Origin of the sequence: Actinoplanes sp. HUAS TT8 (assembly GCF_051380535.1) — a bacterium.
Taxonomy (GTDB): Bacteria; Actinomycetota; Actinomycetes; order Mycobacteriales; family Micromonosporaceae; genus Actinoplanes.
The window spans coordinates 9,208,123-9,234,657 of record NZ_CP195646.1 but is presented as its reverse complement, the minus strand read 5'-3'; the positions used below and the strand labels follow the sequence as shown (position 1 = coordinate 9,234,657).

Annotated in this window: 23 protein-coding genes and 1 tRNA gene; 18 read left to right on the top strand and 6 right to left on the bottom strand. The window is 69.7% G+C overall.

The features are described 5' to 3' along the window. The first annotated feature begins 1 nt into the window (after position 1). The 10 genes from ACSHV8_RS41070 (at position 2) to ACSHV8_RS41025 (ending at position 13,599) form a co-directional block, all read left to right on the top strand. A complete protein-coding gene (locus tag ACSHV8_RS41070) occupies positions 2-772 on the top strand; it encodes an SGNH/GDSL hydrolase family protein (RefSeq protein ID WP_436525056.1) in 771 nt (256 codons plus the stop codon). 35 nt (positions 773-807) lie between these two features. Next, entirely contained in the window at positions 808-1,707 is a 900-nt protein-coding gene (locus ACSHV8_RS41065; RefSeq protein ID WP_436525054.1) for a sulfurtransferase, read from the top strand. Between the two features lie 63 nt (positions 1,708-1,770). Beyond that, entirely contained in the window at positions 1,771-3,510 is a 1,740-nt protein-coding gene (locus tag ACSHV8_RS41060; protein WP_436525052.1) for an HSP90 family protein, read from the top strand. Further along, complete coding sequence (locus tag ACSHV8_RS41055; protein WP_436525050.1) at positions 3,507-6,278, top strand: tetratricopeptide repeat protein; 2,772 nt, start codon at positions 3,507-3,509, stop codon at positions 6,276-6,278. The genes ACSHV8_RS41060 and ACSHV8_RS41055 overlap by 4 nt, the downstream gene beginning before the upstream one ends. Positions 6,279-6,310: 32 nt before the next feature. Beyond that, positions 6,311-6,916: a TetR/AcrR family transcriptional regulator gene (locus ACSHV8_RS41050; RefSeq protein ID WP_436525048.1), complete on the top strand. Its 606-nt coding sequence runs from the start codon at positions 6,311-6,313 to the stop codon at positions 6,914-6,916. A gap of 119 nt (positions 6,917-7,035) precedes the next feature. After that, on the top strand, positions 7,036-7,917 hold the full coding sequence (locus ACSHV8_RS41045; RefSeq protein WP_436537158.1) for a hydroxymethylglutaryl-CoA lyase: 882 nt from the start codon (positions 7,036-7,038) through the stop codon (positions 7,915-7,917). A 170-nt stretch (positions 7,918-8,087) separates the two neighbouring features. Then, on the top strand, positions 8,088-9,182 hold the full coding sequence (locus ACSHV8_RS41040; RefSeq protein WP_436525046.1) for a hypothetical protein: 1,095 nt from the start codon (positions 8,088-8,090) through the stop codon (positions 9,180-9,182). Positions 9,183-9,431: 249 nt separating this feature from the next. Continuing rightward, complete coding sequence (locus ACSHV8_RS41035) at positions 9,432-10,790, top strand: hypothetical protein (protein WP_436525044.1); 1,359 nt, start codon at positions 9,432-9,434, stop codon at positions 10,788-10,790. Positions 10,791-10,971: 181 nt separating this feature from the next. Then, positions 10,972-12,129 carry an acyl-CoA dehydrogenase family protein gene (locus ACSHV8_RS41030; protein WP_436525042.1) on the top strand — a complete coding sequence of 386 codons (1,158 nt, stop codon included), beginning with the start codon at positions 10,972-10,974 and terminating at the stop codon, positions 12,127-12,129. An 84-nt stretch (positions 12,130-12,213) separates the two neighbouring features. After that, positions 12,214-13,599: an ATP-binding protein gene (locus ACSHV8_RS41025; protein WP_436525040.1), complete on the top strand. Its 1,386-nt coding sequence runs from the start codon at positions 12,214-12,216 to the stop codon at positions 13,597-13,599. A gap of 392 nt (positions 13,600-13,991) precedes the next feature. Here ACSHV8_RS41025 and ACSHV8_RS41020 read toward each other — a convergent pair whose 3' ends face one another. After that, positions 13,992-14,477, bottom strand: a complete 486-nt coding sequence (locus tag ACSHV8_RS41020; RefSeq protein ID WP_436525038.1) for a MarR family winged helix-turn-helix transcriptional regulator — start codon at positions 14,475-14,477, stop codon at positions 13,992-13,994. A 100-nt stretch (positions 14,478-14,577) separates the two neighbouring features. On the opposite strand from ACSHV8_RS41020, the gene ACSHV8_RS41015 reads away from it, so the two are divergent. Then, positions 14,578-15,138, top strand: a complete 561-nt coding sequence (locus ACSHV8_RS41015) for a YceI family protein (RefSeq protein ID WP_436525036.1) — start codon at positions 14,578-14,580, stop codon at positions 15,136-15,138. Positions 15,139-15,376: 238 nt separating this feature from the next. Beyond that, positions 15,377-16,861 carry a glutamate--cysteine ligase gene (locus tag ACSHV8_RS41010; RefSeq protein WP_436537156.1) on the top strand — a complete coding sequence of 495 codons (1,485 nt, stop codon included), beginning with the start codon at positions 15,377-15,379 and terminating at the stop codon, positions 16,859-16,861. Here ACSHV8_RS41010 and ACSHV8_RS41005 read toward each other — a convergent pair. Continuing rightward, the gene (locus tag ACSHV8_RS41005; RefSeq protein WP_436525034.1) at positions 16,845-18,464 is read right to left on the bottom strand and encodes a Hansenula MRAKII killer toxin-resistant protein 1; all 1,620 of its coding nucleotides are present in this window, start codon (positions 18,462-18,464) and stop codon (positions 16,845-16,847) included. The genes ACSHV8_RS41010 and ACSHV8_RS41005 overlap by 17 nt on opposite strands. A 195-nt stretch (positions 18,465-18,659) precedes the next feature. Here ACSHV8_RS41005 and ACSHV8_RS41000 point away from each other — a divergent pair, with 195 nt between their 5' ends. Continuing rightward, positions 18,660-19,346: a PASTA domain-containing protein gene (locus ACSHV8_RS41000; RefSeq protein ID WP_436525032.1), complete on the top strand. Its 687-nt coding sequence runs from the start codon at positions 18,660-18,662 to the stop codon at positions 19,344-19,346. A 24-nt stretch (positions 19,347-19,370) separates the two neighbouring features. On the opposite strand, the gene ACSHV8_RS40995 is transcribed toward ACSHV8_RS41000, so the two are convergent. Then, entirely contained in the window at positions 19,371-19,673 is a 303-nt protein-coding gene (locus ACSHV8_RS40995) for a hypothetical protein (RefSeq protein WP_436525030.1), read from the bottom strand. 650 nt (positions 19,674-20,323) lie between these two features. On the opposite strand from ACSHV8_RS40995, the gene ACSHV8_RS40990 reads away from it, so the two are divergent. Both ACSHV8_RS40990 and ACSHV8_RS40985 read left to right on the top strand, forming a co-directional pair. Continuing rightward, positions 20,324-20,548, top strand: a complete 225-nt coding sequence (locus ACSHV8_RS40990) for a DUF397 domain-containing protein (protein WP_436525028.1) — start codon at positions 20,324-20,326, stop codon at positions 20,546-20,548. 170 nt (positions 20,549-20,718) lie between these two features. Further along, positions 20,719-21,177 carry a hypothetical protein gene (locus ACSHV8_RS40985; protein WP_436525026.1) on the top strand — a complete coding sequence of 153 codons (459 nt, stop codon included), beginning with the start codon at positions 20,719-20,721 and terminating at the stop codon, positions 21,175-21,177. 258 nt (positions 21,178-21,435) lie between these two features. Here the strand turns inward: ACSHV8_RS40985 and ACSHV8_RS40980 are convergent, their stop codons facing one another. The 3 genes from ACSHV8_RS40980 to ACSHV8_RS40970 form a co-directional block, all read right to left on the bottom strand. Beyond that, positions 21,436-22,059: a hypothetical protein gene (locus ACSHV8_RS40980; protein WP_436525024.1), complete on the bottom strand. Its 624-nt coding sequence runs from the start codon at positions 22,057-22,059 to the stop codon at positions 21,436-21,438. Positions 22,060-22,330: 271 nt separating this feature from the next. Then, a complete protein-coding gene (locus ACSHV8_RS40975) occupies positions 22,331-23,101 on the bottom strand; it encodes a WecB/TagA/CpsF family glycosyltransferase (RefSeq protein WP_436537154.1) in 771 nt (256 codons plus the stop codon). Between the two features lie 375 nt (positions 23,102-23,476). Further along, positions 23,477-23,559 (bottom strand) — tRNA-Leu (locus ACSHV8_RS40970). Between the two features lie 270 nt (positions 23,560-23,829). Between ACSHV8_RS40970 and ACSHV8_RS40965 the strand changes: the two genes are divergently transcribed. Genes ACSHV8_RS40965 through ACSHV8_RS40955 form a run of 3 tightly spaced genes read left to right on the top strand, consistent with a single transcriptional unit; the run spans position 23,830 to position 26,482 of the window. Beyond that, on the top strand, positions 23,830-24,627 hold the full coding sequence (locus tag ACSHV8_RS40965; RefSeq protein WP_436525022.1) for an FhaA domain-containing protein: 798 nt from the start codon (positions 23,830-23,832) through the stop codon (positions 24,625-24,627). Between the two features lie 5 nt (positions 24,628-24,632). Next, entirely contained in the window at positions 24,633-25,115 is a 483-nt protein-coding gene (locus ACSHV8_RS40960) for an FHA domain-containing protein FhaB/FipA (RefSeq protein WP_185038479.1), read from the top strand. Continuing rightward, the gene (locus ACSHV8_RS40955; RefSeq protein WP_436525020.1) at positions 25,112-26,482 is read left to right on the top strand and encodes a PP2C family protein-serine/threonine phosphatase; all 1,371 of its coding nucleotides are present in this window, start codon (positions 25,112-25,114) and stop codon (positions 26,480-26,482) included. The genes ACSHV8_RS40960 and ACSHV8_RS40955 overlap by 4 nt, the downstream gene beginning before the upstream one ends. Positions 26,483-26,535 lie beyond the last annotated feature (53 nt).

Here is a 26,535-nt window from a genome sequence, read left to right as displayed (position 1 = left end):
GATGGCCTGGCGCAGCTTCGTAGCAATGGGCGACAGCTTCACCGAGGGCATGTGCGACGAGTATCCGGACGGCACCTATCGGGGCTGGGCGGATCTGGTGGCGGCCCGGCTCGCGGTCGACTCCGGGCCCGACTTCGGATATGCCAACCTGGCGATCCGCGGCCGGCTCCTCGACCAGGTGATCGCCGAGCAGCTCGAACCGACTCTGGCGATGAGGCCGGACCTGGTGAGTTTCGCGGCCGGGGGCAACGACGTCCTGCGGCCCCGGGTGGATCCGCACACCCTGGTCGAGAGGATCGACCCGGTGATCGCCCGGATCCGGGCCACCGGCGCCGACGTGATCATGTTCCGGTTCGCGGATGTGGCCGTGCACATCCCCGGTGGTCAGCGCATGATCGGCGCTCGTGCGGCGATCCTCAACGACGGGTTCGAGAGCATTGCGCGGCGGCACGGTGCGTACCTCATCGACCTCTTCGCCGACCACGCCTACCTGCATCGCAACATGTGGAGCGACGACCGGCTGCACCTGTCCGAGACCGGGCATCGCCGGGTCGCCGGGCACGTGCTGAACGCGCTCGGCGTCGGTGTCGAGGAGGAGTGGATGCTGGTGCCGCCGGCTCCGCAGACCACGCCGTGGCGGCTGGCGCTGAGTTCGGACCTGCGCTGGGCCCGTGAGCACCTGGCGCCCTGGGTGGGGCGGCATCTGCTCGGGCGGTCGTCGGGCGACCTGGTCCGGGCCAAGCGCCCGGTGCTGGCCCCGATGGAAGAGTGACGATGGGCCCGGCCACAAGCGCTAACGTGACAGGCATGTCCGTTCCGAACGATCCGGCGCAGGCTCTGCAGGCCTACGCCCACCCCGACAAACTGGTCACCACCGAGTGGCTCGCCGCGAATCTGGACACCCCCGGCCTGGTGGTCGTCGAGTCGGATGAGGACGTGCTGCTCTACGACACCGGGCACATCCCGGGCGCGGTCAAGGTCGACTGGCACCTGGAGCTGAACGACCAGGTGACCCGGGATTACCTGGATCCGGTCGCGTTCGCCGCGATGTGCGAGGCCAAGGGCATCGGCCGCGACGACACGATCGTCTTCTACGGCGACAACTTCAACTGGTGGGCGGCGTACGCCCTCTGGGTCTTCACTCTTTTCGGACACCGCGACGTGCGTCTGCTCGACGGTGGCCGGCAGAAGTGGGTGGCCGAGGAGCGTCCCGTGACGCGGGACAAGACGGCTCGCCCCAAGGCGGAGTACCCGGCGCCGGTCCGTAACGACGCGGAGATCCGCGCGTTCCGCGACCAGGTGATGGGCCACATCGCCAGCGGGCGGCCGCTGGTCGACGTGCGCTCCCCGCAGGAGTACACGGGCGAGCTGACCCACATGGCGGCCTACCCGCAGGAGGGCGCGCTGCGCGGCGGGCACATCCCGGGCGCGGTGAGCAAGCCGTGGAAGTCCGCGGCCAACGAGGACGGCACGTTCAAGGCCCACGACGACCTGATCAAGATCTACCGCGACGAGCTGGGCCTGGAGACGGGCGACGACATCATCGCCTACTGCCGGATCGGCGAGCGGTCCAGCCACACCTGGTTCGTGCTGCGACACCTGTTGGGCTACCCGCAGGTCCGCAACTACGACGGTTCCTGGACGGAATGGGGCAACCTGGTCCGTGCACCGATCGCCAAGGGTGCCGAGCCCGGCGGACTCAGCTGATCTTTGAAGGGGCCCCCATAAAGGGCCCCTTTTTGTCAGACGGACCCGGTACCGTGCGCTGCCGTGAGCAACACCTTCCAGGTTGATCTACGGGGCATCGTCGACCTGCTCAGTCATCACCTCTACGCGAGCCCCCGCGTGTACATTCGCGAGCTCCTGCAGAACGCCGTCGACGCGATCACCGCGGTCGGCCCGGATCACGCCGGCCGCGTCGAGATCACCACCGGCGATGTGTTGCAGATCACCGACAACGGCATCGGGCTCACCGAGGCCCAGGTGCACGAGCTGCTGGCCACGATCGGCCGCAGCTCGAAGCGGGACGAGCTGGGCTTCGCCCGGCACGAGTTCCTCGGCCAGTTCGGCATCGGCCTGCTCTCCTGCTTCCTGGTGGCCGACGAGATCCGGGTGCACACGCGGCGCGAGGGCGCGACGCCGGTGCTCTGGACCGGTTACTCCGACGGGCGTTACGACGTGCGGCCCGGTGACGAGCGCGAGCCCGGCACCACCGTCACCCTGATGCCGCGGCGGGGCGCCGAGCACTACCTGACCGGCGCGACCGTGACCGAGCTGGCCACGCTCTACGGTTCGCTGCTGCCGGTCGAGGTGGCGGTCGACGGGCGCCGGGTCACGGCCGGCACGGTTCCCTGGGCGCTGCCGGTGGGCGAGCGGAACACGTACGCCGAAGAGGTCCTGGGTTTTCGTCCCTTCGACGTGATCGAGCTGAACGTGCCCGGCGCGGGGCTCACCGGCGCCGCGTTCGTGCTGCCCACGCCGGTCAACCCGGCCAGTCGCGGCGGTCATCGCGTCTACCTCAAGCGGATGCTGCTCTCCGAGAGCGTCGAGGGTTTGCTCCCGGATTGGGCGTTCTTCGCCCGCTGTGTGGTGGACAGCACCGAGCTGCGCCCGACCGCGAGCCGCGAGGCGCTCTACGACGACGGCATGCTGGCCGAGACCCGTGAGGCGATCGCCGATCAGCTGCGTGGCTGGCTGGTCCGGCTCTCCGCGACCGATCCGCGGCGACTCGCCCAGTTCCTGCAGATCCACCACCTCGGTGTGAAGGCACTGGCCCTGCACGACGACGAGATGTTGCGCCTGGTCGAGCAGTGGTATCCGATGCAGACCAACGTCGGCGAGCTGACGCTGGCCGAGTTCCGGGCCCGATTCGGCGTGCTGCGGTATGCCGCCACCGCCGACGAGTTCCGCCAGCTCGCCGCCGTCGCCGCCGCGCAGGACGTGGGCCTGATCAACGGTGGTTACGTCTACGACTCCGACCTGATCCAGCGTCTGGCCGTGGTCGACGAGACGGCGACCGCCGAGCGCCTCGACCCGACCGATCTGACCACCCGGTTCACCGCCGTCGACGCCGAGTCGGAGCTGCGGCTGCGCCCGTTCCTGTCGGCCGCCCAGCGCCGTCTGGACAAGCTCGGCTGCGAGGTCGTGGTCCGCTCGTTCGACCCGGCCAACCTGCCCGCGCTGTACCTGGTGAGCCGGGCCGCGGCCTTCCACGACGAGTTCACCGCGAGCCGTGACCAGGCCGACGACCTGTGGGGCGGGGTGCTCGACGCGCTCTCCTCGACCGTGCCGACCGACCGGCCGCAGCTGGTGCTCAACCATCGGAATCCGCTGATCCGGCGGGTGGCCCAGCTGGGCGACTCGGAACTCGCCGGGCTGGCCGTGGAGTCTCTCTACGGCCAGGCGCTGCTGCTCGGTCACCATCCGATCCGGCCGGCCGACGCGGCCCTGCTGACCACATCGTTCCTCGGCCTGCTGGACCGGGCCGTCCCGGAGGGGGAGAGCCGATGAAGACCGCGGAAGAGCTGTGGGGCGTTCTCGACGAGGCGCATCACCTGCCCCATGGGGCCGCCCAGATCGCCCTGGTCGAGCAGGTGCTGCGGCACGCCGACGGGACGGGCGACCAGGCGCTGGCGTTCTACACCCGGCTGTTCGCGACGACGGCGTACATCTACGGCGGCGAGTCGGTGAAGGCGTTCTCGACGTTCTCCTGGTGCGTCAGCGACTTCGACCGCAACCCGCAGCCGTACCACGAGCGTTGGACGCACAACCTGCTCTGGCTGTTCAAGACCATGATCAGCGCGCTCACCAAGTTCCCGGAGATCCCGCTCGCGCGGACGTATTCGGTGCTCGACGACATGGAGCGCCGCTATCGCGAGGGCGGTCACGGCCTGCAGCCGGTCTTCAAGCACCGATACCTGGTCGCCCGGCACATCGGCGCGACCGACGAGGCGCACGACTGGTTCGAGAAGTGGCGGGCCGCGCCCCGCACGTCGCTCTCCGACTGCGCCGGCTGCGACCCGACCTCGCTGGTCTGGCACCTGAACTACCGCGAGCGGTTCGAGGAGGCGGTCGAGGTGGCCACGCCGGTCCTGGCCGGCGAGCTGAACTGCACCGAGCAGCCGCAGAGCATTCTCAGCGAGCTGATGGTGTCGTACCTGCAGACCGGTCGTCTCGACGACGCGGCCGACGCGCACCGCCGGTCGTACCTGGTCGAGCGCGGCAACCTGGCCGACCTCTCGGGCATCGGCGATCACATCCTGTTCTGCGCCCGCACCGGCAACGAGGCGCGCGGCCTGGAGATCCTGCAGCGGCACATCGACTGGCTGGACCGGGCGCCGTCCCCGGCCGCGGGGCTGGACTTCGCGGCGTCGGCGGTGGCGCTGCTGCGCCGGCTCGTCGCGCTGGGCCACGGTGACTCGCCGATCCGCCGGGCCGACCGGCCGGACACCACGGCGGCCGAGCTGGCCGACGAGCTGACGGTGTTCGCGACCGACCTGGCCGCCCGCTTCGACGCCCGTAACGGCACGCCCCACCAGGGGAAACTGGTCGCCGAGCGGATGGCCTCGGAGCCGTATGCGGTGGTTCTCCCGCTGTCCCCGACGGCTCGCCGGACCCCGGCTCCACAGCCGACGGTGCCGACGGTAGAAAAGCCGCAAATCGCCGAGATCCCGTCCGGACTGACGGAGGTCGAGCTGCTCGACCTGGCCGAGAAGCACCTCGACGCGGACGAGCACACCGAGTTCGGCGCGGTTCTGGATGCGTTCGCGAGCCGCTTCCCCGATCCGGCCGACCCGTCCCGCGCCGGCCGGCTGTGGATGTTCCGCGGCTTCCGCCGCAGCTTCGACGACCCCGAGGCCACCATCGAGGCCTTCGAAAAGGCGATTTCGGCGTACGAGGCGGCGGGCGACCCCGGCCGGGTCAGCTCGATGCGGTCCCGGGCCGCGTTCGAACGCGCCCGCAACGACAAGCTTCCGCCCGAGGAAGCGCTGTCGATCGTCCAGGCCGACGCCGAGTATCAGGACGAGCACGGCACGCACCGCGACCGGGCGAGCGCCTGGCTGCGAGTGTCCATGGTGTACTTCGCGATGGGCCGGATCGACGAGGCGAACGAGGCCGGCGACCGCGCTGACCAGCACGCCGCCGAGTTCGGCAACCCGCGCCGGATGGCTTATCACGCGCTGCTGCGGGCACGTAACCGTTCCGCCGCCGACCGCGATCACGAGGCTCACGAGTCGGCCCGGGCGGCCTGGGACTTCTACCGGGAGCACGGCCCGGCCCGATCCAGCGCCGAGGCGGCGACGATGTACGGCCAGATGACCGAGGACCCGGCCGAGGTGGTGGCCGCGATGACCGAGTCGCTGACCGTCGGACTGCCCGGCGCCGAGCTGGTCGCTCACGCCCTGCGCGGTCGCGCCCTGCTGGAGCTGGATCGGCCCGCCGAGGCGGTCGACGACCTGGTGGAGACGGTCGCGATCTGCACCGAGCAGGAGAACGAACATTCCGGGACTTTCGCCCGACAGGACCTGGCGCGGGCGTATCGGATGGCCGGCCGCTTGCCCGAGGCGGCCGAGGTGGCCGAGGAAGCGGTGCTCGGATTCGATCGGCTGGGCTTCGCCGAGCCGGGCAACGACACCCGGTACATGCTGGCCGGAATTTATCGTGATCTTGACGACAGCGCCCGCGCACTGGAGCTGTATCGCGAGCTGATCGAGGTGCTGGCCGACAACCCGGCCGGCCGGGGTCAGATCGGTGAGGACGCGGGCGGGGTTCTCTACAAACTGGACCGTGACGCCGAGGCCGCCCTGACGTTCCAGGCCGCCGCCGAGTCGCTGCGCGAGGCCGGCGATCCGGTCGGCGAGCTCCGTGTGCTGCGACGACGCCTGCAGGCGCTGAACTACGCCGATCAGGTCGAGGAGGCCGAAGAGCTGATCGGCGTGGTTACTCGTCGGTACGAAGAACTGCCCGCCGAACTGGCCGAACAGCCCGGCGTCCAATGGGGTCGCGGCATGCTCGCATTCGAGATCGGCAATCTTCTGATGCGCCGGGGCCGGTGGGCGGAGGCGCTGCCGCACCTGGAGGGGGCGCCCGAACGGCTGCGCGCGATCGGTGCCGAGGAGGACGCCGACCGGGTGGCCGGGATGCGTTCGGAGGCGCTGCTGCGGTCCGGGCATCCGGTCGAGGCGCTGGCTTTGATGGATTCGTTGCCGGAGGAGGTCCGGTTCCCGGAACTCTACGACGAGGCCCGCGCGGCCGTAGATCGACTGAACGACCGTTAAGCAGGGACTTGACGACACGTTAAAGTGGCGAGGTGACGACGGTAGAACAGCGGCACCGGACCACCCCGCCGGCGCCCCGGCGGCGGTCACGCCGGGACGAAATCCTCGAGATCGCGGTCGGGCTCTTCGCCGCTCGGGGCTATCACGGTGTCTCGATGGACGACATCGGCTCGGCGGCCGGCGTCACCGGCCCGGCGTTGTATCACCACTTCGCCGGCAAGGAGGCGATGCTGGTCGCCGCGCTGATCCCGGTCAGCGACGGCCTGCTGGAGGGTGGCCGCGAACGCGTCGCCCGCCATCCGGCCGAGGCCGAGGCGGCGCTGGCCGACCTGATCGACTTCCACGTCGACTTCGCGCTGGCCAACCCGGCGGTGATCGCCCTGCACCTGCACGAGCTGGACCGCCTGCCCGAGGAGCCGCGCCGGCAGATCCGCAAGCTGCAGCGGCTCTATGTGGAGGAGTGGGTCGGCGTGCTCACCCTGCTGCGGCCCGAGCTGGATCCGGCCGAGGCGCGGGTGCTCGCGCACGCCGCGTTCGGCCTGATGAACTCGACGCCGTTCCTGGGCGGGGAGGTGGAGCGGCGCCGGCGGGCTGACCTGCTGCGCGACGCGACGATGCACGCCCTGACCGGCCGCTGACCAGAGCGGCGGCCACCCAAAAACCGGCCACCGCCAAAAGACCGGCGCCGGTCGACGGACACTGAACAGACGCGCCGATGACCGGCCGACACCTGGCAACGACGCCAGAACGAGGGTGAATCGTGAGTTTCATCAGCATCCGCGAGGTCGCGCCACGCGACGGCCTGCAGAACGAGGACCCGATCCCGGCCGACGGCAAGGTCGAGCTGCTCGACGCCCTGAGCCGGACAGGCGTGAGCCGCATCGAGGCCGTCTCGTTCGTGCACCCCAAGGCCATCCCGCAGATGGCCGACGCCGACGAGGTCTGGTCCCGGATCACCAGGAACCCGGACGTCCGATACTCCGCGTTGATCCCGAACACCCGGGGCGCCCAGCGCGCCCTGGCCGCCGGCTTCCGCGAGATCGAGGTCGTCGTCTCGGCCAGCGACACCCACAACCGGCGCAACCTGAACCGTTCGACCGACGAGTCGCTCGACGACATCACCGCTCTGATCCCGCTGATCCACGATGCCGGGGCGACGCTTGAGGTCATCGTCGCGACCAGCTTCGGCTGCCCCTTCGAGGGCGACATCGCCCCGGACCGGGTGGCCGGCATCGTCTCGCGGGTCCGCGCCGACGGCGCGGACCGCATCGCCTTCGGCGACACCACCGGCATGGCGACTCCGCGCCGGGTCAAAGACCTTCTTTCCGCCGTACGGCCGGACCTGCTCCACTTCCACAACACGCGTGGCACCGGCCTGGCCAACATCCTGACCGCCCTGGAGCTGGGGATCGTCGAGTTCGACGCCAGCGCCGGGGGCCTGGGCGGGTGCCCGTACGCTCCCGGCGCCTCCGGCAACGTGGCGACCGAGGAGGTCGTCCACATGCTCCATGACATGGGCTTCGACACCGGGATCGACCTGGATAAGTTGATCGAGGCCGCCGAACTGGCCGAACGCCTGGTCGGCCGTCCCCTTCCGTCGGGCGTTCTGCGGGCCGGCCCGCGTACCCGTCTCGTGTGATTCTTCGGCGCGATTCCTGCGATCATTTTTCTGATTTGCTCGCGTGACTTCTCGCTCGCTCACGTCGTTACCAATACCGAGTGGCCGATATCGCCTTCCGGATCAGTCCGGAAGAAGTTCCGGATCAGTCCGGAATATAAATGCGAGGCCGACGACGAGGGGTGGAAACGATGACGGGCTGGAGGGTCGAGCGCACGCCGCGCACGGCGTCCGGTTCCGCACCGGTCACCCCCGGCGGCTCCCCGCTCATGCCGCCCCAGAGCCAGGGGGCGGAGCGGCGGCCGGAGCGCCGCGCCGGACGTACCGGTTCCCGGTGGGTCCTGCGTGCACTCGTCATCGGCGGTCTGGCCGGAGCGGCCTGGCTGCTCACCGGCGCCGCCGCGAACGCCGCGGAGCCCGACACGGAGCCGTTGCCCGGCTCGGCGTTCGGGATCGTGCTCGACGACGATGTCGAGCCGGCGACCACCTGGTTCGACTCGAACCGGGAACCCGTGGTCAGCGAACTCCTGAAGGCGGCCGTCCAGCCGTTGGAGTCCGTACCGAAGGCCCACCAGCACGTCCTGACGACGCTCCTCGAAGCGGCCGATGAGCCGCTGGAGGACCTGGTCGTGGACGACGAGCCCGCGATCGACGCGGAGTCGCCCGGCAATGCCCCGCGATCGGCGCTCGCGCCGCTGCGTTCCAGCAGCGGATACGCGGACGACCGGGAGCGGCCGGCCATCGGGGACGAAACGGCCGATCACGAGGCCGAGCCGGCGGCGCAAGCCCCGGCCGATGACGCCGCCGTGACCCCATCACCCGTCGCTGAGCTGCTGGAACATCCAGTCGCGACCGACGCGGTCGGGGAGACGGCAGCGCCCGCCGCCGTGAGCGGGACGCTCGCGGCGAGCAGCAGGACCCGGGCCTCCCGTGTCCCGGCCGGGGACGCCGTTGACGGCGTCGCACCGGCCCGGCGCATCAAGGCGGCCCACTCCCGGTCGCACGTCCACCGGCATGCCCCGGCCGCCCGGCCGGTAGCGCCGGAGGCGATCCGGGACGACATTCCCGGCGGTGACGGACCCGCGCCCGCGCGGACGAACCTCGGGGCGGTCAGCGGTATCCCGGCCAGTAGCAGTGGGTCGGGAGCGAACACGGAGAACGGCTCGTCGGCCGTTCTTCCGGGCGGGATCGCGAACGGCCCGGTGGCCTGCCACCGCTGCCCGGTCGCGCCCGATGTCGACGCCCGGCGGCACGATGCCGAGGCTCCGACCGTCTCACCTGACTAGGTGATGTGACCTCCGGCGGGCCGAATCCGGGCCCGCGCGAGGCCGCGGCGATTCCCGAACCGTTTGCGTACAAGCGGCGAATCGCGCGCCGGCCACCACCACCATCACCGCACCGCTGTGGGCGCACGTCGACGAGCGGGTCAGGGCCGTTATTAATTGAGCCAGGGCACCGCTGCGCCCAAAAACAGAATCGTCAATTGAATACGCGCAATTCCTTGCCGACCATTTCTGAAAGGCATCTCTTTTCTCATGAAGAAGACGTGGGTTCGTAAGACGCTGAGCGTCGGGATCATGGCCGCCGGCGCACTGCTGATGGCCCCGGCCGCGGCCCAGGCCGGCGGGCACGGCCACGGCAGCTTCGCTCCGGTCGGCCAGGGCGGGATCACGCAGGTCTCCTCGACCAACCTGGGCGCCCTCAACGGCACCCAGTTCGCGGCTCCGGTCGTCGCGCCGCTGAACATGAACGGCAACGCGCTGGCGCTGGGCGGCATCTCGTCCGCGACCGGTGGCGGCGTCAACCGCGTCGAGGGCTCGCAGGCCCGCCGCGGCGGTAACGGGATCGGCCAGCAGTCCGGTGGCAACGTCGGCTTCCTGAACGGCACCCAGATCGCCGTGCCGGTCACCGTGCCGATCAACCAGAACGGCAACGCCGACAGCCTCTTCGGGGTCAGCTCGGCCCGTGGCACCGGGGTCAACCACGTCACCGAGGGCGCTCAGGCGACCGGCGGCGGCTGGGGCAACGGGATCGGCCAGCAGTCCGGTGGCAACGTCGGCTTCCTGAACGGCACCCAGATCGCCGTGCCGGTGACCATCCCGATCAACCAGTGCGGCAACGCGGACAGCCTGTTCGGGGTCTCCTCGGCCCGCGCCACCTGTGGCAACTTCATCGGCGGCAGCGGCTTCGGCCGCAGCTTCGTCCAGGGCGGCCACGGTGCCCAGGGCGGTCACGGCGTGCAGGGCGGCCAGGGTGGCGTCGGCGGCTGGAACAACGGGGTCGTCCAGGGCGGCAACCGGGTCGGTGGCTGGGACAACGGCATCAACCAGACCAGCTACGGCAACATCGGGTTCCTGAACGGCAGCCAGTTCGCGGCGCCGATCGTCGCCCCGATCAACGCCTGCGGCAACTCGCTCGGCTCGCTGCTGGGCTCCGCGCAGTCGTCCGCGATCTGCGTGAACCGGATCGGCGACACCGGCAACGACGTCGTGTGGGTCAAGAAGCCGGCCAAGGGCCACAACCACGGTGGCGCGGTCCAGGGCGACAACGGTGACGACTGCGGCTGCGGCGGCGACGACAACGGTGGCGTCCGCGGCGACCACGGTGGCTACGTCAACCACGGCGACGCCCCGGCCGTCAACGACGACAACGGCTACACCAACGACGAGCAGCCCGCCGACGTCCAGGGCGACCAGGGCGACCAGGGCTACGGCGACGTCAAGAACGACCACCCGGGCCACGTCAAGGGTGACAAGGGCGGCAAGGGCTACGGCGACGTCCAGGACGACAAGTACGGCGACAAGACCGGTGGCCGCAACTCGGTCGAGAGCACCCCGGTCAGCGGCCTGACCGGCAGCCTGGGTGGCCTGGACCTGCTCAACACCCTGCGCTGATCGCACTGACCCACAAGCCGGCGGCGTCGTTCCGGGCGCCGCTCGCACACCGGTGCTCCTCCACGCGCCGGTAACCGGACGGGAGTCCTCGCTCATCGCGAGGGCTCCCGTTCGTCGTTGTCGAGGATCTTCGTCTGGGATACCCTAACGAGCGTTAAGGAGACGTGAGCGAGGGCGAACGATGGTCGATTTCCGGCTCAGCGACGAGCTCGAGGATTTGCGCGGCACCGTCCGGCAGTTCGCCCGTGAGCAGGTGGCGCCGATCATCGCCGAGCACTACGAAAAGAAGACTTTCCCGTACGCGGTGGTCCGCGAGATGGGCAAGATGGGCCTCTTCGGCCTCCCGTTCCCCGAGGAGCTCGGCGGGATGGGCGGCGACTACTTCGCCCTCTGCATCGCGCTGGAGGAGCTGGCCCGCGTCGACAGTTCGATCGCGGTCACGCTGGAGGCCGGCGTCTCCCTGGGCGCGATGCCCATTTTCCGGTACGGCACCGCGGCCCAGAAAAAGCGCTGGATGCCGGCCCTGACCAGCGGCGACGCCCTGGCCGCATTCGGCTTGACCGAGCCCGGCTCGGGATCGGACGCGTCGGCCATCACCACACGCGCGGTGCTGGACGAGGCCGCCGGCGAGTGGGTGATCAACGGGACCAAAGCGTTCATCACCAACTCCGGCACCGACCTGACCGCCCTGATCACGGTCATGGCGGTGACCGGGACGAACCCGGACGGCTCCCGCGAGCTCTCCACGATCATCGTCCCGTCGGGCACGCCGGGCCTCACCGTCTCGCCGCCGTATTCGAAGGTCGGCTGGTGCGCGTCCGACACCCACGAGCTCGCCCTCGACGGCGTCCGTGTCCCGGCGGAGAACCTGCTCGGCGAGCGCGGCCGGGGTCTCGCCCAGTTCCTGCGGATTCTCGACGAGGGCCGGATAGCGATCGCCGCTCTCGCCGTCGGCCTGGCCCAGGGCTGCGTCGACGAGTCGGTGTCCTACGCCAAGCAGCGCATCGCGTTCGGCCGCCCGATCGGCGACAACCAGGCCGTCCAGTTCATGATCGCCGACATGGAGCTGCGGGCCCACGTGGCCCGGCTCGGCTACTACGACGCGGCCTCCCGGCTGGTCGCCGGCGCCGACTTCAAACGGTTCGCCGCGATCGCCAAGCTGAACGCCGGCAACGCCGCCATGGAGAACAGTCGGTATGCGACCCAGGTGCACGGCGGCTACGGCTTCATGAACGAGTCGGCGGTCGGTCGCTTCTACCGCGACGCCAAGATCCTGGAGATCGGCGAGGGCACCAGCGAGGTCCAGCGCATGATCATCGCCCGCGGACTTGGACTTTAGTTTTTAGTAACTCTCCGGAGTCGAATTCCCGACAAAGGGCCTTCTGGGTTCGCCTCGATCGAGTCCGATGCCTAGATTCTCAGCATGGCGTCCGATCAGGGTTTTTCGGCCCTGCTGCGCAGTCATCGGCGGCGCGCCGGCCTGACTCAGGACGAGTTGGCCGTCCGCGCCGCCATCGGCGTGCGTACGGTCCGTGATCTGGAGCGTGGCCGCGCCTCCCGTCCACAGAGGACCACCGCGGAGTTGCTGGTGCAGGCCCTGGGACTGACCGGTTCTGATCGGGAGGAATTCCTGGCCGCGGCCCGCGGACGGCCCGCCGCCGAAGCCACCGACACCCCGTTCCTGCGCACCGCACCGACCGACGAACTGATCGGCCGGGACGCCGACCTCGCCGAACTCGTCGCGCGACTCTCGGCCGGTGACGGGCCGCGCGTCACGACCCTGATCGGTGTCGCCGGCGTCGGCAAGACAAGCCTGGCCACGGTGATCGCACACCGGCTGGCCGGCGCCCACCCGGGCGGCGTGGCCGGCGTCGCGGTCGGCGACGACTCGACCGCCGGTGAACTGCTCCGGAGCGTGGCCGCCGGATTCGGGGCGGCCCACCGGCAGGACCTGCCGGAACAGCTGGCCGGCAGGCCCGCGCTGCTCTTCGTCGACGGGATGGACCGCGCGCCCGGGGCGGTCGGGGAAGCACTGGCCGAGCTGCTGGAACGGGTGCCGCGGCTACGGTTTCTGGCGACCGGGCGGCAGCCGTCCGGGCTCGGTGGGGAACGGGTCTGGCCGGTGGTTCCGCTGGCGACCCCGCCGGTCGGGCTGTCCGCCGGGACGGTCGCGGAGCTGATGCCGTACTCGGCAATCGGTCTTTTTCTGGAACGCCTCGGACGGGTGCGCAGGACGCGCCTGGCGCCGCACGAGATCGATCCGCTGGCCGCGCTGGTCCGGCGGCTGGGCGGCCTGCCGCTGGCGATCGAGCTGGCGGCGGCCCGCGGACGCGTTCTCACGATCCCGGAGATCCTGACCAGCTATCCGCAGCCGCGATGGCAGCCCGACGCGACCGAGTCGCAGCCTGACGCGGCGGGCTCGCCGCCGCAGCCTGATCCGGGGCACCCGGAGCTTGTCGTGCCGCTGCAGGCCGTGGTGGGAGAGACCTATCGTGTGCTCGCACCGCCCGAGCAACGCGCGTTGCGCCTGCTCGCGATGTTCCGGCATCGCTGGTCGCGGGAGCACGCCGAGGCCATGCTCGACACATCGGACAGTGATCGCGCCGACGTGGTTCACCTGCTCGATCGCCTGGTCGCGCTGGGCCTGCTGAACGTCAGCGGCGATCACGCCGTGCGGTTCCGTCTGCCGGCCGCGGTCCGCGACTTCGCGGCCGAGCGCGCGGCGGCCGAGGGCGAACTCGAAGAGGCCCGGAAACGTCACGCCCGCCTGGGCCCGGCCACCGCCTCCGGCGACGGCCTGGTCCCCTGAACGGCGGCCGGGTCGACCGTCTGAAAAGCCGACGCGGCCCGACGGCGTGATTCCCTGAAAAGCCGTCAGGCCGCGTACGAGACGCGGCCTGACTCCAGCTGGGCCCGGGCGCGACGTGCGCAACCGGCGCGATTCGTGCCCCCCACGCGCGTCGGTCGCAGCGACGCCGCGCCCTCAAGCGGCGAGAACGAAGACTCCCCCGAAAGCCCCGTCAGTCGCCTCGATCGCGCCGCATCCCCCAGGGCCGCAACAGTAGCCGGGCCGTGCACGCGACCAAGGGAATTCGCCCGTTCTGCCGGTGGTTCTGCCGGTCTGGCCGGTCCGGCTTGACTGGGCGTGACCGATTCCGAACGTCCAGAGTCGACGGATAGCATCGACCGTGGTCAACGACTTCAGACCGACGCGACCGTCTCTGAGCTGCCCGCGGTCGCGCACGGGTTGACCGCGTCGCGGACCGTGCGGAGCGAGTCGAGCAGATCGTCCAGCCGATCCTTCGGGAGGAGGCCGACATACCACTGTTGGACCAGTTCGAGGTGGCCCGGCAGGACCTGGGTGAGTCGTTCCTGCCCGACGTCGGTGATCACCGCGTAGGAGCTGCGCCGGTCGCTCGGACAGGCTTCGCGGCGGACCAGGCCGCCGCGCTCCATCCGGTCCACGACGCGGGTCACGCCGCTGGTGGAGAGGGTGGTCTGGCCGGCCAGGTCGGTCATCCGGAGGCGGTTGCCGGGGGAGCGGGCGAGGCGCATCAGCACCTCGAACTCGACCGGGGAGAGACGGTGCTGTTCGAACTGTGCGGCGAGGCGGTTCATCAGACCCGTGTACGCCTCGGCCAGCAGGCCGACCGCGGTGAGGCGAGGGTCGTCCAGATCGGTGTTCACCCGATCAACACTAGCAGGCACTTGACAGGAGGAATATTGCCGAGCATATAGTTGCTCCGTCAGACAAGCATCCCGCCGCTTCTCGAGAAAAGGACAAGTCATGACGCGCGAGTTCGAGGGTCTTCAGTTCCCGGACGCCGGCACCTACGAGCTGGACGCTGCGCACAAGCGGGTCGGCTTCGTCGTGAAGCACCTCATGGTCAGCAAGGTCCGCGGCCAGTTCAGCGAGGCCACCGCGACCATCGTGGTGGCGGAGAACCCGCTGGAGTCCTCGGTGACGGCGTCGATCAAGACCGCGAGCGTCACCACCGGTCAGGTCGACCGCGACAACCACCTGCGCACCGGTGACTTCTTCGAGGCCGAGAAGTTCCCGACGATGGAGTTCCGGAGCACCGGCGTCAAGTCGCACGCCGGCACCGAGTTCGTCCTCGCCGGTGAGCTGACGATCAAGGACATCACCAAGCCGGTCGAGCTGCTCGTCGAGTTCGAGGGCGCCACCACCAGCCCGTACGGGCAGTCGCTGTTCGGTTTCAGCGCCTCCACCGAGATCGACCGCACCGACTGGGAGCTGAACTGGAACGTCGCGCTCGAGGGCGGCGGCGTCATGGTCAGCAAGAAGGTCAAGATCGAGATCGAGGGCGAGGCCGTTCTTCAGGCCTGATCCACCGCACCGTCCACAGGCGAGGCGTCACCGGATTTCCGGTGGCGCCTCGTTCTCGTCTGCCGGGAGTCGTCCGCAGAAGGGCCGTCCGCCGAGAGTCCCTCGGACGAGAGCCGTCTGAAAACAGCCCGTCTGGCGATAGCCGCCCGGGGATGGGAAGGTGGACCGACAGTATCCACTCGTTCACAGTGTGGTGATCGACGTCCGTTTCGTCCCCGACCCCGAGCGGGAGGGCACCATGGGCAAAGATCTGGCACGCGCCGTCTTCTCGCCCGACGATCGGGTTCAATTCCGGCACAAGGTGCGCCGGGGCCTGGATGTGCTCGGCGGCCTGCTCGACGCCGAGGCGTTCGACACCGGCACCGGAATGACCGGGCTGGAGATCGAGATCAACCTGGTCGACGCGGATGCCGCCCCGGCCATGCGCAACGCCGAACTGCTGGCCGACCTCGGTGACCCGCGGTTCCAGGCCGAGCTGGGGCGCTTCAACATCGAACTCAACGTTCCACCGCGCCACATCGCCACGGAAGGTTTCGGGGCGTTCGAAAAAGACATTTCCGATGCTTTGCGTACGGCGTCGGAGCGCGCCACCAAGGCCGACAGTCGCCTGGCGCTCATCGGGATGCTGCCCACGCTCGTACCGGAAGATCTGGTTCTGGAAAATCTGTCGGACGGTGAACGGTTCCGGGCGCTCAACGACGAGATCGTCGCGGCCCGGGGCGAGCAGTTCCCGCTGGACATCCGCGGTGCCGAACGGTTGTGCAGCGCCAGCCCGACGATCGTGCCCGAGTCGGCCTGCACCAGTGCCCAGTTCCACCTGCAGGTCGCGCCGGAATGGTTCGCCCGTTACTGGAACGCGTCCCAGGCGGTGGCCGGCGCGCAGGTCGCGGTCGGGGCGAACGCGCCGTTCCTGCATGGGCGGCGGCTGTGGGCGGAGACCCGGATCCCGCTGTTCGAGCAGGCCACCGACACCCGGTCGGACGAGCTCAAGGAACAGGGCGTGCGACCGCGGGTCTGGTTCGGTGAGAGATGGATCACCTCGGTCTTCGATCTGTACGAGGAGAACGTCCGCTTCTTCCCGCCGCTGTTGCCGCTGCTCAGCGACGAGGACCCGGTCGAGGTGCGGTCCGGCGGCGGGATACCGCGGCTGGCCGAGCTCTGCCTGCACAACGGCACCGTCTACCGGTGGAACCGGCCCGTCTACGACGTGATGGACGGAAAGCCCCATCTGCGGGTGGAGAACCGGGTGCTGCCGTCCGGGCCGACCGTGCTGGATCTGCTCGCCAACGCCGCCTTCTACTTCGGGCTGGTGCGCCGGCTGGCCGACGCCGAGCGGCCGATCTGGTCCCGGCTCGACTTCCGGGTCGCCGACGCCAACTTCCGGGCCGGTGCCCGGGACGGGCTGGACGCCACGATGTGCTGGCCCGGGCTGGGCGAGGTGGGTGTGGTCGAGCTGGTGCTGGAGACGTTGCTGCCGATGGCGTACGAGGGACTCGATCGTTTCGGGGTTGACCCGGTGGAACGGGATCGGCTCCTCGCAGTCATCGAGGGGCGATGCCTGACCAGGCAGAACGGGGCCTCGTGGCAGACCGCCGCGGTGTGTGCGGCCGAGCGCCGGGGCCGCTCACGGGAGGTCGCCCTCCGGGAGATGACCCGGCGCTATCTCGATCTGCAGCAGTCCGGCGAACCCGTCCACGGGTGGCCGGTCAGTCCTTCGGGTTGATCCGGGCGATCGGCGGGTTCGCCGGCGGTGGAGTGATCGTGGAGCGCGGGGTCGCTTCCTTGCGGGCGGCGGCGCGCCTGGCGGCGTTCTTGGTGGGGCGGGCGGCTGCGGCGATCTCCGGGTCGGCCAGGCCGTCGTCGACCGGCTTCGGTTTCGCGGCGGGGGTAACCGGCTTGGGCTCCGGCCTGGCGGTGGTGGAAACCGGTTTCGGATCCACCTTCGAGGCGTCGGCGATCGGCTTGGGCTCGGGCCGGGCGGCGCCGACCGGTTTGGGTTCCGGCTTCGCGGCGGAGATCGGCTTGGGCTCCGGCTTGGTGGCGACCGCTTCGACGGGTTTGGTGGCCTTACGGCCGCGACCCTTCGGCTCCGAGCTGGTCGGTTCGGCCTTGGTCTCGGTGACCTCCGCTGCGGGACGACGCCGGCCGAAGAGCCAACGCCGGCGACCCGGTTCTTCCTCTTCGGACAAATCCGGCGCGTAGGGCTCCTGGTCCGATGTGAATTTGGACCGTTTTGCAGACTTTACAGCCGGTTTGTCGCTCGGGTCGGCCGGAGCAACCGCAGCCGCAGCCGCAGCCTGCGCCGGACCAGGAGCGGGCCGCGGGGCGGGAACAGGAGTAGCGCGCGGAGCAGAAGTAGAAGAAGGAGCAGGACCGGACGCATCGTCCACATCCCCGGCCGTCTGACCTGCCGGCAACGGCAGCGGCGAATCCACCGCCTCCACCCCACCGCGCGACCGCGGCCCCTTGGCCAGCGAAACCGTGATCGCCGACCCGGCCAGCCCGGCCAGCACCGCGTAGGGCGCGATCAGATAGGCCGACTGCAACGGCCCGGCCGGCCCGGTCAGCAGCGGCGCCAGCGACAGGAACGAGACGGCCACCAGCAGCGGACCCACCGCACCGGAGGTCGCGGTGCCCAGCCCCAACCGGCCACGGCGGGCCGCCGGAAGCGCCATGATCAGCCCGATGAGGAAGGCCGCGGCCAGGGTCAGCACCGCACTCGGCCAGTAGATCCCCCCGTACGTGATCGGGGTCTTGGTCTCGGCGAATTGCCAACTCGTGAGATAGGTCTGCAGGTCACGATCGGTGACCAGCTCGGCCGCGACCCCGATGACGGCGAGCGCCCAGAGCCAGGCGGCGGTGCCGAGGAGGTTTGCCGCGACGGGGGCCGACGAGATCGCCCAGAACGCCACGACCACGCCGGTGACCAGGCCGATCAGCGCATAGCCGACCGCGACCAGCTGCGGCGAGTGGGAGAAAAGCCCGTTCGGCCGGACGGCGGATCGGGCCGGCAGGGCGACCAGGGCCACCGAGACGAGTGCGCCGAGGGCCGCGAAGCCGGCCAGCGTGATGCGCCGGAGCGTGCGCCAAGGGCCGGCGCGCTCGGCGCGCATCCGGCCGGCGATCACCGCACCCAGGACGGTGGCGCTCGCGGTGATCCAGGTGGCCCAGCCGAGGCTGTTCAGCCACGTGCTGTCCGATGCGGTCGCGACGGCCGGCCACTCGATGACGCCGAGGCCGTAGCCCAGACCCAGTTGTGCGGCGCCCGCGCCGGCGGCGATTCCGGCGGCGGCACCGGCCTGTGATGTCCAGCCCTTCTCGGCCATGCCGGGCACTGTACTGTCCATCGCCGATGTCCGCGAAATGCCCATCCTGGTCACACCATGGATCGCGTTGCTCACGGAACTCCCCGGGTTACTCCAAGATTCGATACCTTGACGCTGCGACGAGACGTGCGTACGGAGCTTGAGGGAGCGGCTATGCCGGACGAGCGCCAACCGGGTGGGGACGAGACTCGTCCGATGCGGCCGGTCGATGACGACGCGACGCGCGTGCAGCCGAATCAGCCGTCCGGTCGTCCCCGATCGGGGGATGGCGCGTGGGATCCGGATCCGCGGGACAACGGTGATCTGTGGACCGGTCGGGCCGCGGTTCGTGCACCCGGCCCCCGTGAGGATCCCGAGACCGAGTGGGTGCCCGGTCCTCCCGGTGAGGAGCCGTCGGGCCGCTGGTGGATGCCGATCGTCGTCGGGATCGTGGCGTTGCTGCTGGTCGGCCTGCTGGCGTTCGGCATCTACCTGATCGTGCGGAATTCGGGGGCGGATGTGGACACCCCGCAGCCCACCCCGACGCCGACCCGGGCGGCCACGACGGCCCCCGCCACCACTCAGCCGACCACGGAACCGCCGGTCAGCACCGCACCGACGACCGATCCGGCCGCCACCGAGGCGACCGTGCCGGCACTGCGCGGTATGCCGCTGGCCGATGCCGAGGCCGCCCTGGCTCGCAGCGGGCTCAGTTATCGGGTCATTCAGCTGCCCAGCGACGCCGAGCCGGGCACGGTCATCGACTGTGATCCGGCCGAGGGCCAGGTAGTCCCGCCGGACTCGAAGATCACCCTCGTCGTCGCGGCCGCGCGGACGGGCGGCCCGGCCTCGACGACGACGGCGCCGGCCGGAAGTGCCAGCGCCGAGCCCGACGAGGACTGACCGCTTCCTCGGCGTCGGGTCGGCTCAGCGCGGCGTACGGATCGGCCGGGCGGGAGCCACGTTCGGACGGGTTGCCGGCTGGCGGCCGTTCCGGGCGCGTGGATCTGGCGCCTTACCGACCGGCCGCAGCCCGTTGACCTGCACAAATATCGAGCGGCGCTCCACGGCGTCGCCGGCCGAGTTGAGTTCGTAGCCGTCGAGCCAGGCCCAGCCCTCGTACGTCGGCCAGTCGTGTACCCGGATGACCCGGAACAGCATCGGTGATGCGAATTGGACGCTCGCCGCCTTCGTCACGTGGATGACATCACCGGACCGAGGAAGTAGCACGTCATCTCCTGCCCTGAGACTCTTTGCCGGATGGAGTTCGCTGGATGGACTTGGGACACAGATGCACCAGTCTGCCCGGCTCATGCACCTTTGCAACCCTCCGACGGTGCCAACCATAGAAGGTGGTTGCAGAACGTCACCATCGCCGATCCCGCCACCCAGATCTCGGGAGAAGGTCCAGTTGGGACCTTCGGTGGCTCGGCACCCCGTGTCGGACGTCAGTTTGGTGTGGTTGCGTCGGACTTGGTCGCACCACCAAGAACGTTAAGTGATGCAAGCCATACGGAAAGATTGCACCACCAGTGTCGTCGATGCAAGTTGCACGTACCTCTTCCGTGATCCTACGTGATCATGGCGAAGCTCTCGGTGATCATTATGCCTGCGCAGGTGGGGTCGATGTGAGCGGACAGTGACGCGTGATCCACAGTGGTCCGAGCATTTCGGACATAATTATTCAAACGCTGACAATCACTGTCCAATTGCGGCTGACCAGCCAGGATCCAAGTTGTCCGATGGGCTTAACCCGAACGGAGAACCCCATCCGTGTCGGCGCGTCCCCACGTACCAACGGTCGTTACTGGATTCAGAGCGATCGCTGGCGACCGTGCGCCGCCGGGGATCGGTACACCCCTGGCTAGAGGAGTGCCATCGTGGAAATCGAGGTCAAAGGTCTCCGGGTCGACCTGAGTCACGCAGAGTGGTTCAAGAGCACTCGAAGCGGTGCTGACAGTGACAATTGTGTCGAGGTAGCGTTCGTCGACGACGCGATCGCGGTCCGCGACTCCAAGAACCCGGCCGCCGCCGCGCTGATCTTCACCGCGGCCGAGTGGGACGCGTTCGTACACGGCGCCAAGGACGGCGAGTTCGATCTCTGATCGCTCCTGACCCTCTTACGGCCGGCTCGGTGACCTGCGCCAACGAGCCGGCCGTGGCTATTTGCCCGATTTTCCCGTCGCCGAGCGCGGCGCGCCTCGTTGAATTGTCCAAGCGCGGACCGGACCGCGCTGACGGGCCGGGACGGATTTCAACGAGGCAAGGCAGTGAGATGACGATTGGTTCGGAGAACCTCAGCAACGGCTCGTCGACGGCGCAGGACCGATTCAGCGGAGGCGTGAGCGCGTACCGGCACGGCCGCCGCGAAGCGATCAGCGGCGACCTCGGCGACGGCGACCTCCTGTCCCGCGGCACCTCGGGTCTGCCGACCCGCACGCCCGGGCGTTCCCACAGCCACAGCCACAGCCTTGAGCCGACCAGCGCCCTCGACCGAGCGGCCAAGCTGCCCTCGCTCGACCTGCACGGGCTGACCGAGCCGGTCTTCTCGGCGAGCTGGAGCGACGGCACCAACACGTCGATGGCCGACCACCCGCTGCTGCGCGGCCTGCTCCTCGAACTCCCGGCCCGCGGCACGCTTCCGCAGTCCGACTGGCTGGACCGGTGGTTCGAGGCGGCCCGCTCCATCTTGGAGCTCCTCTACGTCCAGGAAGCCAAGAAAGCCGCCCACTAGACCGAAGATCAACTTCAAGATCTTCATGTCCCAGGTCCGCCGTGGTCCCGATCGTCGCTCCCGCGGGGACCCTTCCGACCCTCGCAGGCCGCTGGCGCGGCCAGAACGCGAGGCCCGAAAGGGCGACGTGGTCGGTTGGTTGCGGTCAAACCACAAACCCCGTGACCGGGCCCTTCGGTGGGTGCACGGGCGCGGGGCGGGCTCAACGTCAGGAGCGGCCGACGCTGGGGCGGGTTCGACGCCAGGAACGGCTGACGGTCAGCGGACGCCGGCGCGGACCCGCTCGCGGGCGCGGTCGATCGGAGCCAGGACCAGCGGCGCGAGGCGGCCGTGGCGCAGCGCGGCCCGGATGCCGATGGCCACGACGGCCAGCGCCATCACGGTGATCGCGATCCCGGCGATCCCGGCGAAGCCCGTGGTCGCCGGCACCCCGCTGCCGGGCAGCGGGACCAGACCCGCGGCCAGTGGCAGCGCGACGATCGCGGCCAGGCCGGTCACCTGGAGCGGCGCGGTGATCAGAGGGTGCGCCGCGGCAGCCCGCAACGCGGGCGGCACGGGAGCCTGCGGGGCGGTCGCGAAGGCCCCCGCGCCCCGGCGCACCCAGCTCAGCTTGCGCAGGCCCGAGGTCAGCACGATCAGGGCCGGCACGGCCGGGATCAATGCTGCCGTCGGCGCCGCCGAAGTACCCGGCACCAGCGCGGTGACCACGGGCACCGCGACGAACAACGCTGCCCCCGCACCGGCCAGGACAGCGAGCAGCCCGGCCCGGCGGCGCATCAGGCGCGCGGTGCCGGCTGCCGGCAGCCCGTCGGCCAGCAGTCCGGCCACGAGCCAGACGGCGGCGAGGGCGCCGATCAGAATCACGTCCACAGCGGTGTTCACATCGACAGCGTTCACCCACCGTGCACGGATCGAAACCGGGATATGCCCCCATCAGCGACCCGTAGGGGTTCGTCTCAGCCCGCTCTCAGGTGCCTGACCTCGGACTTCTCCGAAGCAGCTCAGGATCGGGGGTGTCGGCATGGCGACGAAGATGACCTATGTGGAGTCAGGGCCGCGCGGAATGTGACCTCTGCCCCACTGTCGTCCACCGGACGAAAAAAGATCACCCGCGTCCGAAGACGCGGATGATCTGAATTCGGTGCCGAAGATCTCAGACGGCGAAGCCGTGCACCTGCTCGTTCGACGGCGCGGCCGGCGTCGCCTTCCACAGCCCGGTCTTCTGCGCGGCGAGCCGGGTCAGGTAGGCCGGGTTCAGCAGGATGTACCGCTTCCACAGCCGCTTCGGCTCCAGGCCGAGACGCCAGAGCCACTCCAGCGCGTACTTCTGCATCCACGGCGGCGGGTTCTTCAGCAGCCCGGCGTGGTAGTCGAAGGCCGCGCCCACGGCGAGCAGCGGCATGTCCAGAAGCGGACGCATCGCGTACGTGAAGACCTCCTGCCGCGGGCAGCCCAGGCCGACCAGCACGATCCGCGCGCCCGAGGCCTTGATCCGCTCGGCGATCTCGACCTCCTCACCGGGCTGGGCGCCGCGGAACTTGGACGCCTCCACCCCGGCGATCTTCAGGGCCGGGAACATCCGCATCAGGGCGGGCACCAGCTGGTCGAGGGTGGGCTGGGTCGACCCGTACAGGTAGATCGGCAGACCCTCGGCGGCGGCCTGCTCGACCACCTTCAGGGTCAGTGTCGGCCCGTAGACCCGATCGGTCAGCCCGGCGCCGTGCAGCACGTTGAGCGCCCAGCGGACCGGCTGCCCGTCCGGTGTGACGAGGTCGAACGAATTCAGCCGGGCCTCGTGGGCCGGATCCTGCACGCCGGTCATCACCCCGTGCACGGCCAGGGCGGTGACCGCGAACGGCCGGCCCTCACGGGCGGCCGCGATGATCCGCTCGGTGGCCGACGCGTAGTTCGTGGCGTCGACCATCACCCCCAGCACGTTGTGCTTCCCCTGGTCCACCCCAGCAGGCACAGCGGTCACGACCACACCCCAAGCTCGAACAAGACTCTGTTTACTGGCAAGCACTGAACAGGCGCGCGAGCATACCCTCGCCGCAGACCTCACCCGATCGTGGATGCGAGTCGCAAGGAGTGCGGCTCAATCCCCGTACCGAAGGAGAAGTTGTTGAGGCGGCGAAGCCCGAAGGGCGAGCCCGAATCGCACGAAGCGGGCAGTGACATGTGGCACTCACCTCAGCCACCGCAACGTGGGGTTTCCGGGGGCTCGGCCCCCGGAGCAGATATGACGAGGGCGACCTCCGGTCCGCGCTTTCCGCGGACAGGGGTCGCCCTTTCGCACTCGTGGGGATGGGGGGAGTTGAACCCCCACGTCCTTTCGGACACACGGACCTGAACCGTGCGCGTCTGCCATTCCGCCACATCCCCATGTGACTTGGTCGTTAGAAGCCTATAACCAGCCTCCGCGACCCGTGAAACCGGCCCCCAGCGGGGCTGCTTCAGGTTACTACCTGCAACAGACTACGCTGTCGCGAGTAGTTATCGAGGACCACACCAACCTGAGTTGACTACCCAGCAGAGTTGATATCGCCCCGCGACGGAGGAAACACTAGCACGGCGTCGAGGGGCGTCATACGAGGGTCAGAAGTGCCGGCTGCTCTTGGGCTAAGGATGCGCAAGCGGCGGCCGGATACCATCATGTCCTCGGAACCCGAGGAGGAGCCGGTGAGCGTGCTGCAGCGCTTTGAGAAGCGATTGGAAGGCCTTGTCGAGGGGGCCTTCGCGAAGGTGTTCAAGGGTGTCGTGCACCCGGTGGAGATCCTGAATGCCATGCAGCGGGAGGCCGAGGCGCACAAAGCCATCCTCGCGGGTGGCCGCACCCTCGTGCCCAACCGCTACGTGATCGACCTGTCGCCCTATGACCACAGTCGTCTGGCGCCGTATGCGGCTGCCCTGGCGCAGGAGCTCGCGCAGTCGCAGGCCGAGTTCATCGGTGAGCAGGCGTGGACGGTCTACGGCGACGTGATCGTCGAGATCGAGCGTGGCGACGGACTGGACACCGGAATGTTCCGGGTGACCGCGGAGGTCTACACCGGTGGCGAGGTCGCCCCGGTGCAGCAGCCGGCCTACGACGCCGGCCCGCAGTATTCGCCTTACGACCAGCAGCACGGTGGCGGTTACCCGCCGCACGGCGGCGGTCATGGCGGCGGACCCCGCAGCGTCGGCCTGGTCTCCGGTGACGGACGGACCTACCCGTTGCAGATGGGCTCGACCGTCATCGGTCGTGGCGACCAGGCGAATCTGCGCCTGCCGGACGTCGGCATCTCGCGCCGGCACGCCCGGCTGGACTACGACGGCAACCAGGTGGTCCTGACCGACCTCGGCTCGACGAACGGGACGATGGTCAACGGGCAGCGGGTCTCCGCCGTGGCGCTGAATCCGGGCGACATGATCCAGCTCGGGACGACCACGCTGACCTTCCGAGTGGACGGCTAGCGAAGTTGCCCGAATTCGTCCTAACCGTCGCCCGGTTCGGTTTCCTGATCCTGCTGTGGATCTTCGTGTTCACGGTGGTCGGGGTGATCCGTCGGGACCTGTTCGCGGGCGCCCGGTCCAAGAGCATCGTCGCCAGCCCTCGGGGGGTGGGTGGCGCGATCCTTCAGGGCCGGCCGGCGAAGGCGAAACGCGGTAAGGCGGCTCGGCAGTTGGTGGTGACCGCCGGTCAGCTGGCCGGCACCCGGATCACCCTCGGCGAGGCTCCGATCACTATCGGTCGCGCCGAGGATTCGACCCTGGTCATCACCGACGACTTCGCGTCGGCCCGGCACGCCCGGTTGGTGCCGCGGGACGGGCAGTGGTTCGTAGAGGACCTCGGCTCGACCAATGGCACCTATCTCGATCGCGGTAAGGTCTCCGGACCCACCCCCGTCCCCCTTGGCGTCCCGATCCGTATCGGACGCACTTCTCTTGAGTTGCGGCCATGACCCTGACCCTTCGCTACGCCGCTCAGAGCGACCGCGGTCTGATCCGAGACCTGAACCAGGACTCGGTCTACGCCGGGCCGCGGTTGCTTGCTGTCGCCGATGGCATGGGCGGCATGGCCGCCGGTGACGTCGCGTCCAACATCGTCATCGCCGCGATGGCGCCCCTCGACGACGATGTCCCCGGTGACGCGCTGGTCGACGCCCTGCGGCACGCCGTCGGGACCGCCAACCAGCAGTTGCGCGACACCGTCGACGCCAACCCTCAGCTGGAGGGGATGGGCACCACGCTGACCGCGGTGCTCTTCACCGGCAGCAAGTTCGGCATGGTGCACATCGGCGACTCCCGGGCGTATTTGTTGCGCAAGGGCGAGTTCTCGCAGATCACCAAGGACGACACGTACGTCCAGATGCTCGTCGACGAGGGCCGGGTCAGTCCGGAGGAGGCGAGCAGCCACCCGCAACGGTCGCTGCTCACCCGCGCCCTGGACGGCCGGGACATCGACCCGGAGTACTCGGTGCGCCAGGTGCTCAAGGGCGATCGGTACCTGATCTGCAGCGACGGACTGTCGGGCGTGGTCAGCGGCGAGACGATCGGTGAGGCGATGCGCGACATCGCCGACCCCAAAGCGTGCACCGAGCGGCTGGTCCAGCTCGCGTTGCGCGGCGGCGGGCCGGACAACATCACCGTGGTGATCGCCGACGCGACCGACGCCGACATCGTCGAGCAGGCCCCGATCGTCGGCGGTGCGGCCGCGCTCGACCGCGGCAACACCACCATGGCGGACGCTTCGACGCCGGCGTCCCGGGCGGCCGCGCTCAAGCAGCCCCCGCCGCGCCCGGCCCAGCCGGAGACCGACAACTACGACCGCGACCCGGAGCCGGCCGGTCATCCCGTCCGGACCAGTCTGCTGGTTCTGCTGGTGCTCGGTCTGCTCGGCGGTGGCCTCTGGGCCGGCTGGAAGTACACCCAGGATCAGTACTACGTCGGCGCGACCGACGCCGGCCAGCTGGCCATCTTCCGCGGCGTGCCGGGGCAGATCGCCGGGCTGAACCTGTCGGCGGTGAGCGAGACGAGCACGGTCCGCCTGGAGGATCTGACCACGGTCGCCCAGGAGCGGGTCAAGCAGGGCATCCACGCCGAGAGCGCGTCCGACGCCCGGAGCATGCTCACCGACCTGACCAGCGACGAGCCGTCGAACCCGAACCTGAAGCCGGTGTGTTCCACGGCCAGTGTCGCGCCCGTCGCCTCGGCACCGGCAGGCCCGGCCACGACCGCGTCCTCGGCTCCGGCCACCGTGCCGAGCGTTCAACCGTCCGAGAGCGCGTCCACCGCAACCGACACGACCGGCTGCCGGACCGCCGACTGAGCACGGCCTACAACGTCTGGGGATTTTCTTGACCGCGCCCGCCGTACCGGCCT

Excerpts from the sequence above, each read along its gene's own strand:
- ACSHV8_RS41005 (WP_436525034.1), bottom strand. The coding sequence starts at position 18,464 with ATGGCCGAGAAGGGCTGGACATCACAGGCCGGTGCCGCCGCCGGAATC.
- ACSHV8_RS41070 (WP_436525056.1), top strand. The coding sequence starts at position 2 with ATGGCCTGGCGCAGCTTCGTAGCAATGGGCGACAGCTTCACCGAGGGC.
- ACSHV8_RS41065 (WP_436525054.1), top strand. The coding sequence starts at position 808 with ATGTCCGTTCCGAACGATCCGGCGCAGGCTCTGCAGGCCTACGCCCAC.
- ACSHV8_RS41040 (WP_436525046.1), top strand. The coding sequence starts at position 8,088 with ATGACGGGCTGGAGGGTCGAGCGCACGCCGCGCACGGCGTCCGGTTCC.
- ACSHV8_RS41015 (WP_436525036.1), top strand. The coding sequence starts at position 14,578 with ATGACGCGCGAGTTCGAGGGTCTTCAGTTCCCGGACGCCGGCACCTAC.
- ACSHV8_RS41055 (WP_436525050.1), top strand. The coding sequence starts at position 3,507 with ATGAAGACCGCGGAAGAGCTGTGGGGCGTTCTCGACGAGGCGCATCAC.
- ACSHV8_RS41030 (WP_436525042.1), top strand. The coding sequence starts at position 10,972 with ATGGTCGATTTCCGGCTCAGCGACGAGCTCGAGGATTTGCGCGGCACC.
- ACSHV8_RS40965 (WP_436525022.1), top strand. The coding sequence starts at position 23,830 with ATGTCCTCGGAACCCGAGGAGGAGCCGGTGAGCGTGCTGCAGCGCTTT.
- ACSHV8_RS41010 (WP_436537156.1), top strand. The coding sequence starts at position 15,377 with ATGGGCAAAGATCTGGCACGCGCCGTCTTCTCGCCCGACGATCGGGTT.
- ACSHV8_RS41000 (WP_436525032.1), top strand. The coding sequence starts at position 18,660 with ATGCGGCCGGTCGATGACGACGCGACGCGCGTGCAGCCGAATCAGCCG.
- ACSHV8_RS40975 (WP_436537154.1), bottom strand. The coding sequence starts at position 23,101 with ATGGTCGACGCCACGAACTACGCGTCGGCCACCGAGCGGATCATCGCG.
- ACSHV8_RS40955 (WP_436525020.1), top strand. The coding sequence starts at position 25,112 with ATGACCCTGACCCTTCGCTACGCCGCTCAGAGCGACCGCGGTCTGATC.
- ACSHV8_RS41035 (WP_436525044.1), top strand. The coding sequence starts at position 9,432 with ATGAAGAAGACGTGGGTTCGTAAGACGCTGAGCGTCGGGATCATGGCC.
- ACSHV8_RS40985 (WP_436525026.1), top strand. The coding sequence starts at position 20,719 with ATGACGATTGGTTCGGAGAACCTCAGCAACGGCTCGTCGACGGCGCAG.
- ACSHV8_RS41025 (WP_436525040.1), top strand. The coding sequence starts at position 12,214 with ATGGCGTCCGATCAGGGTTTTTCGGCCCTGCTGCGCAGTCATCGGCGG.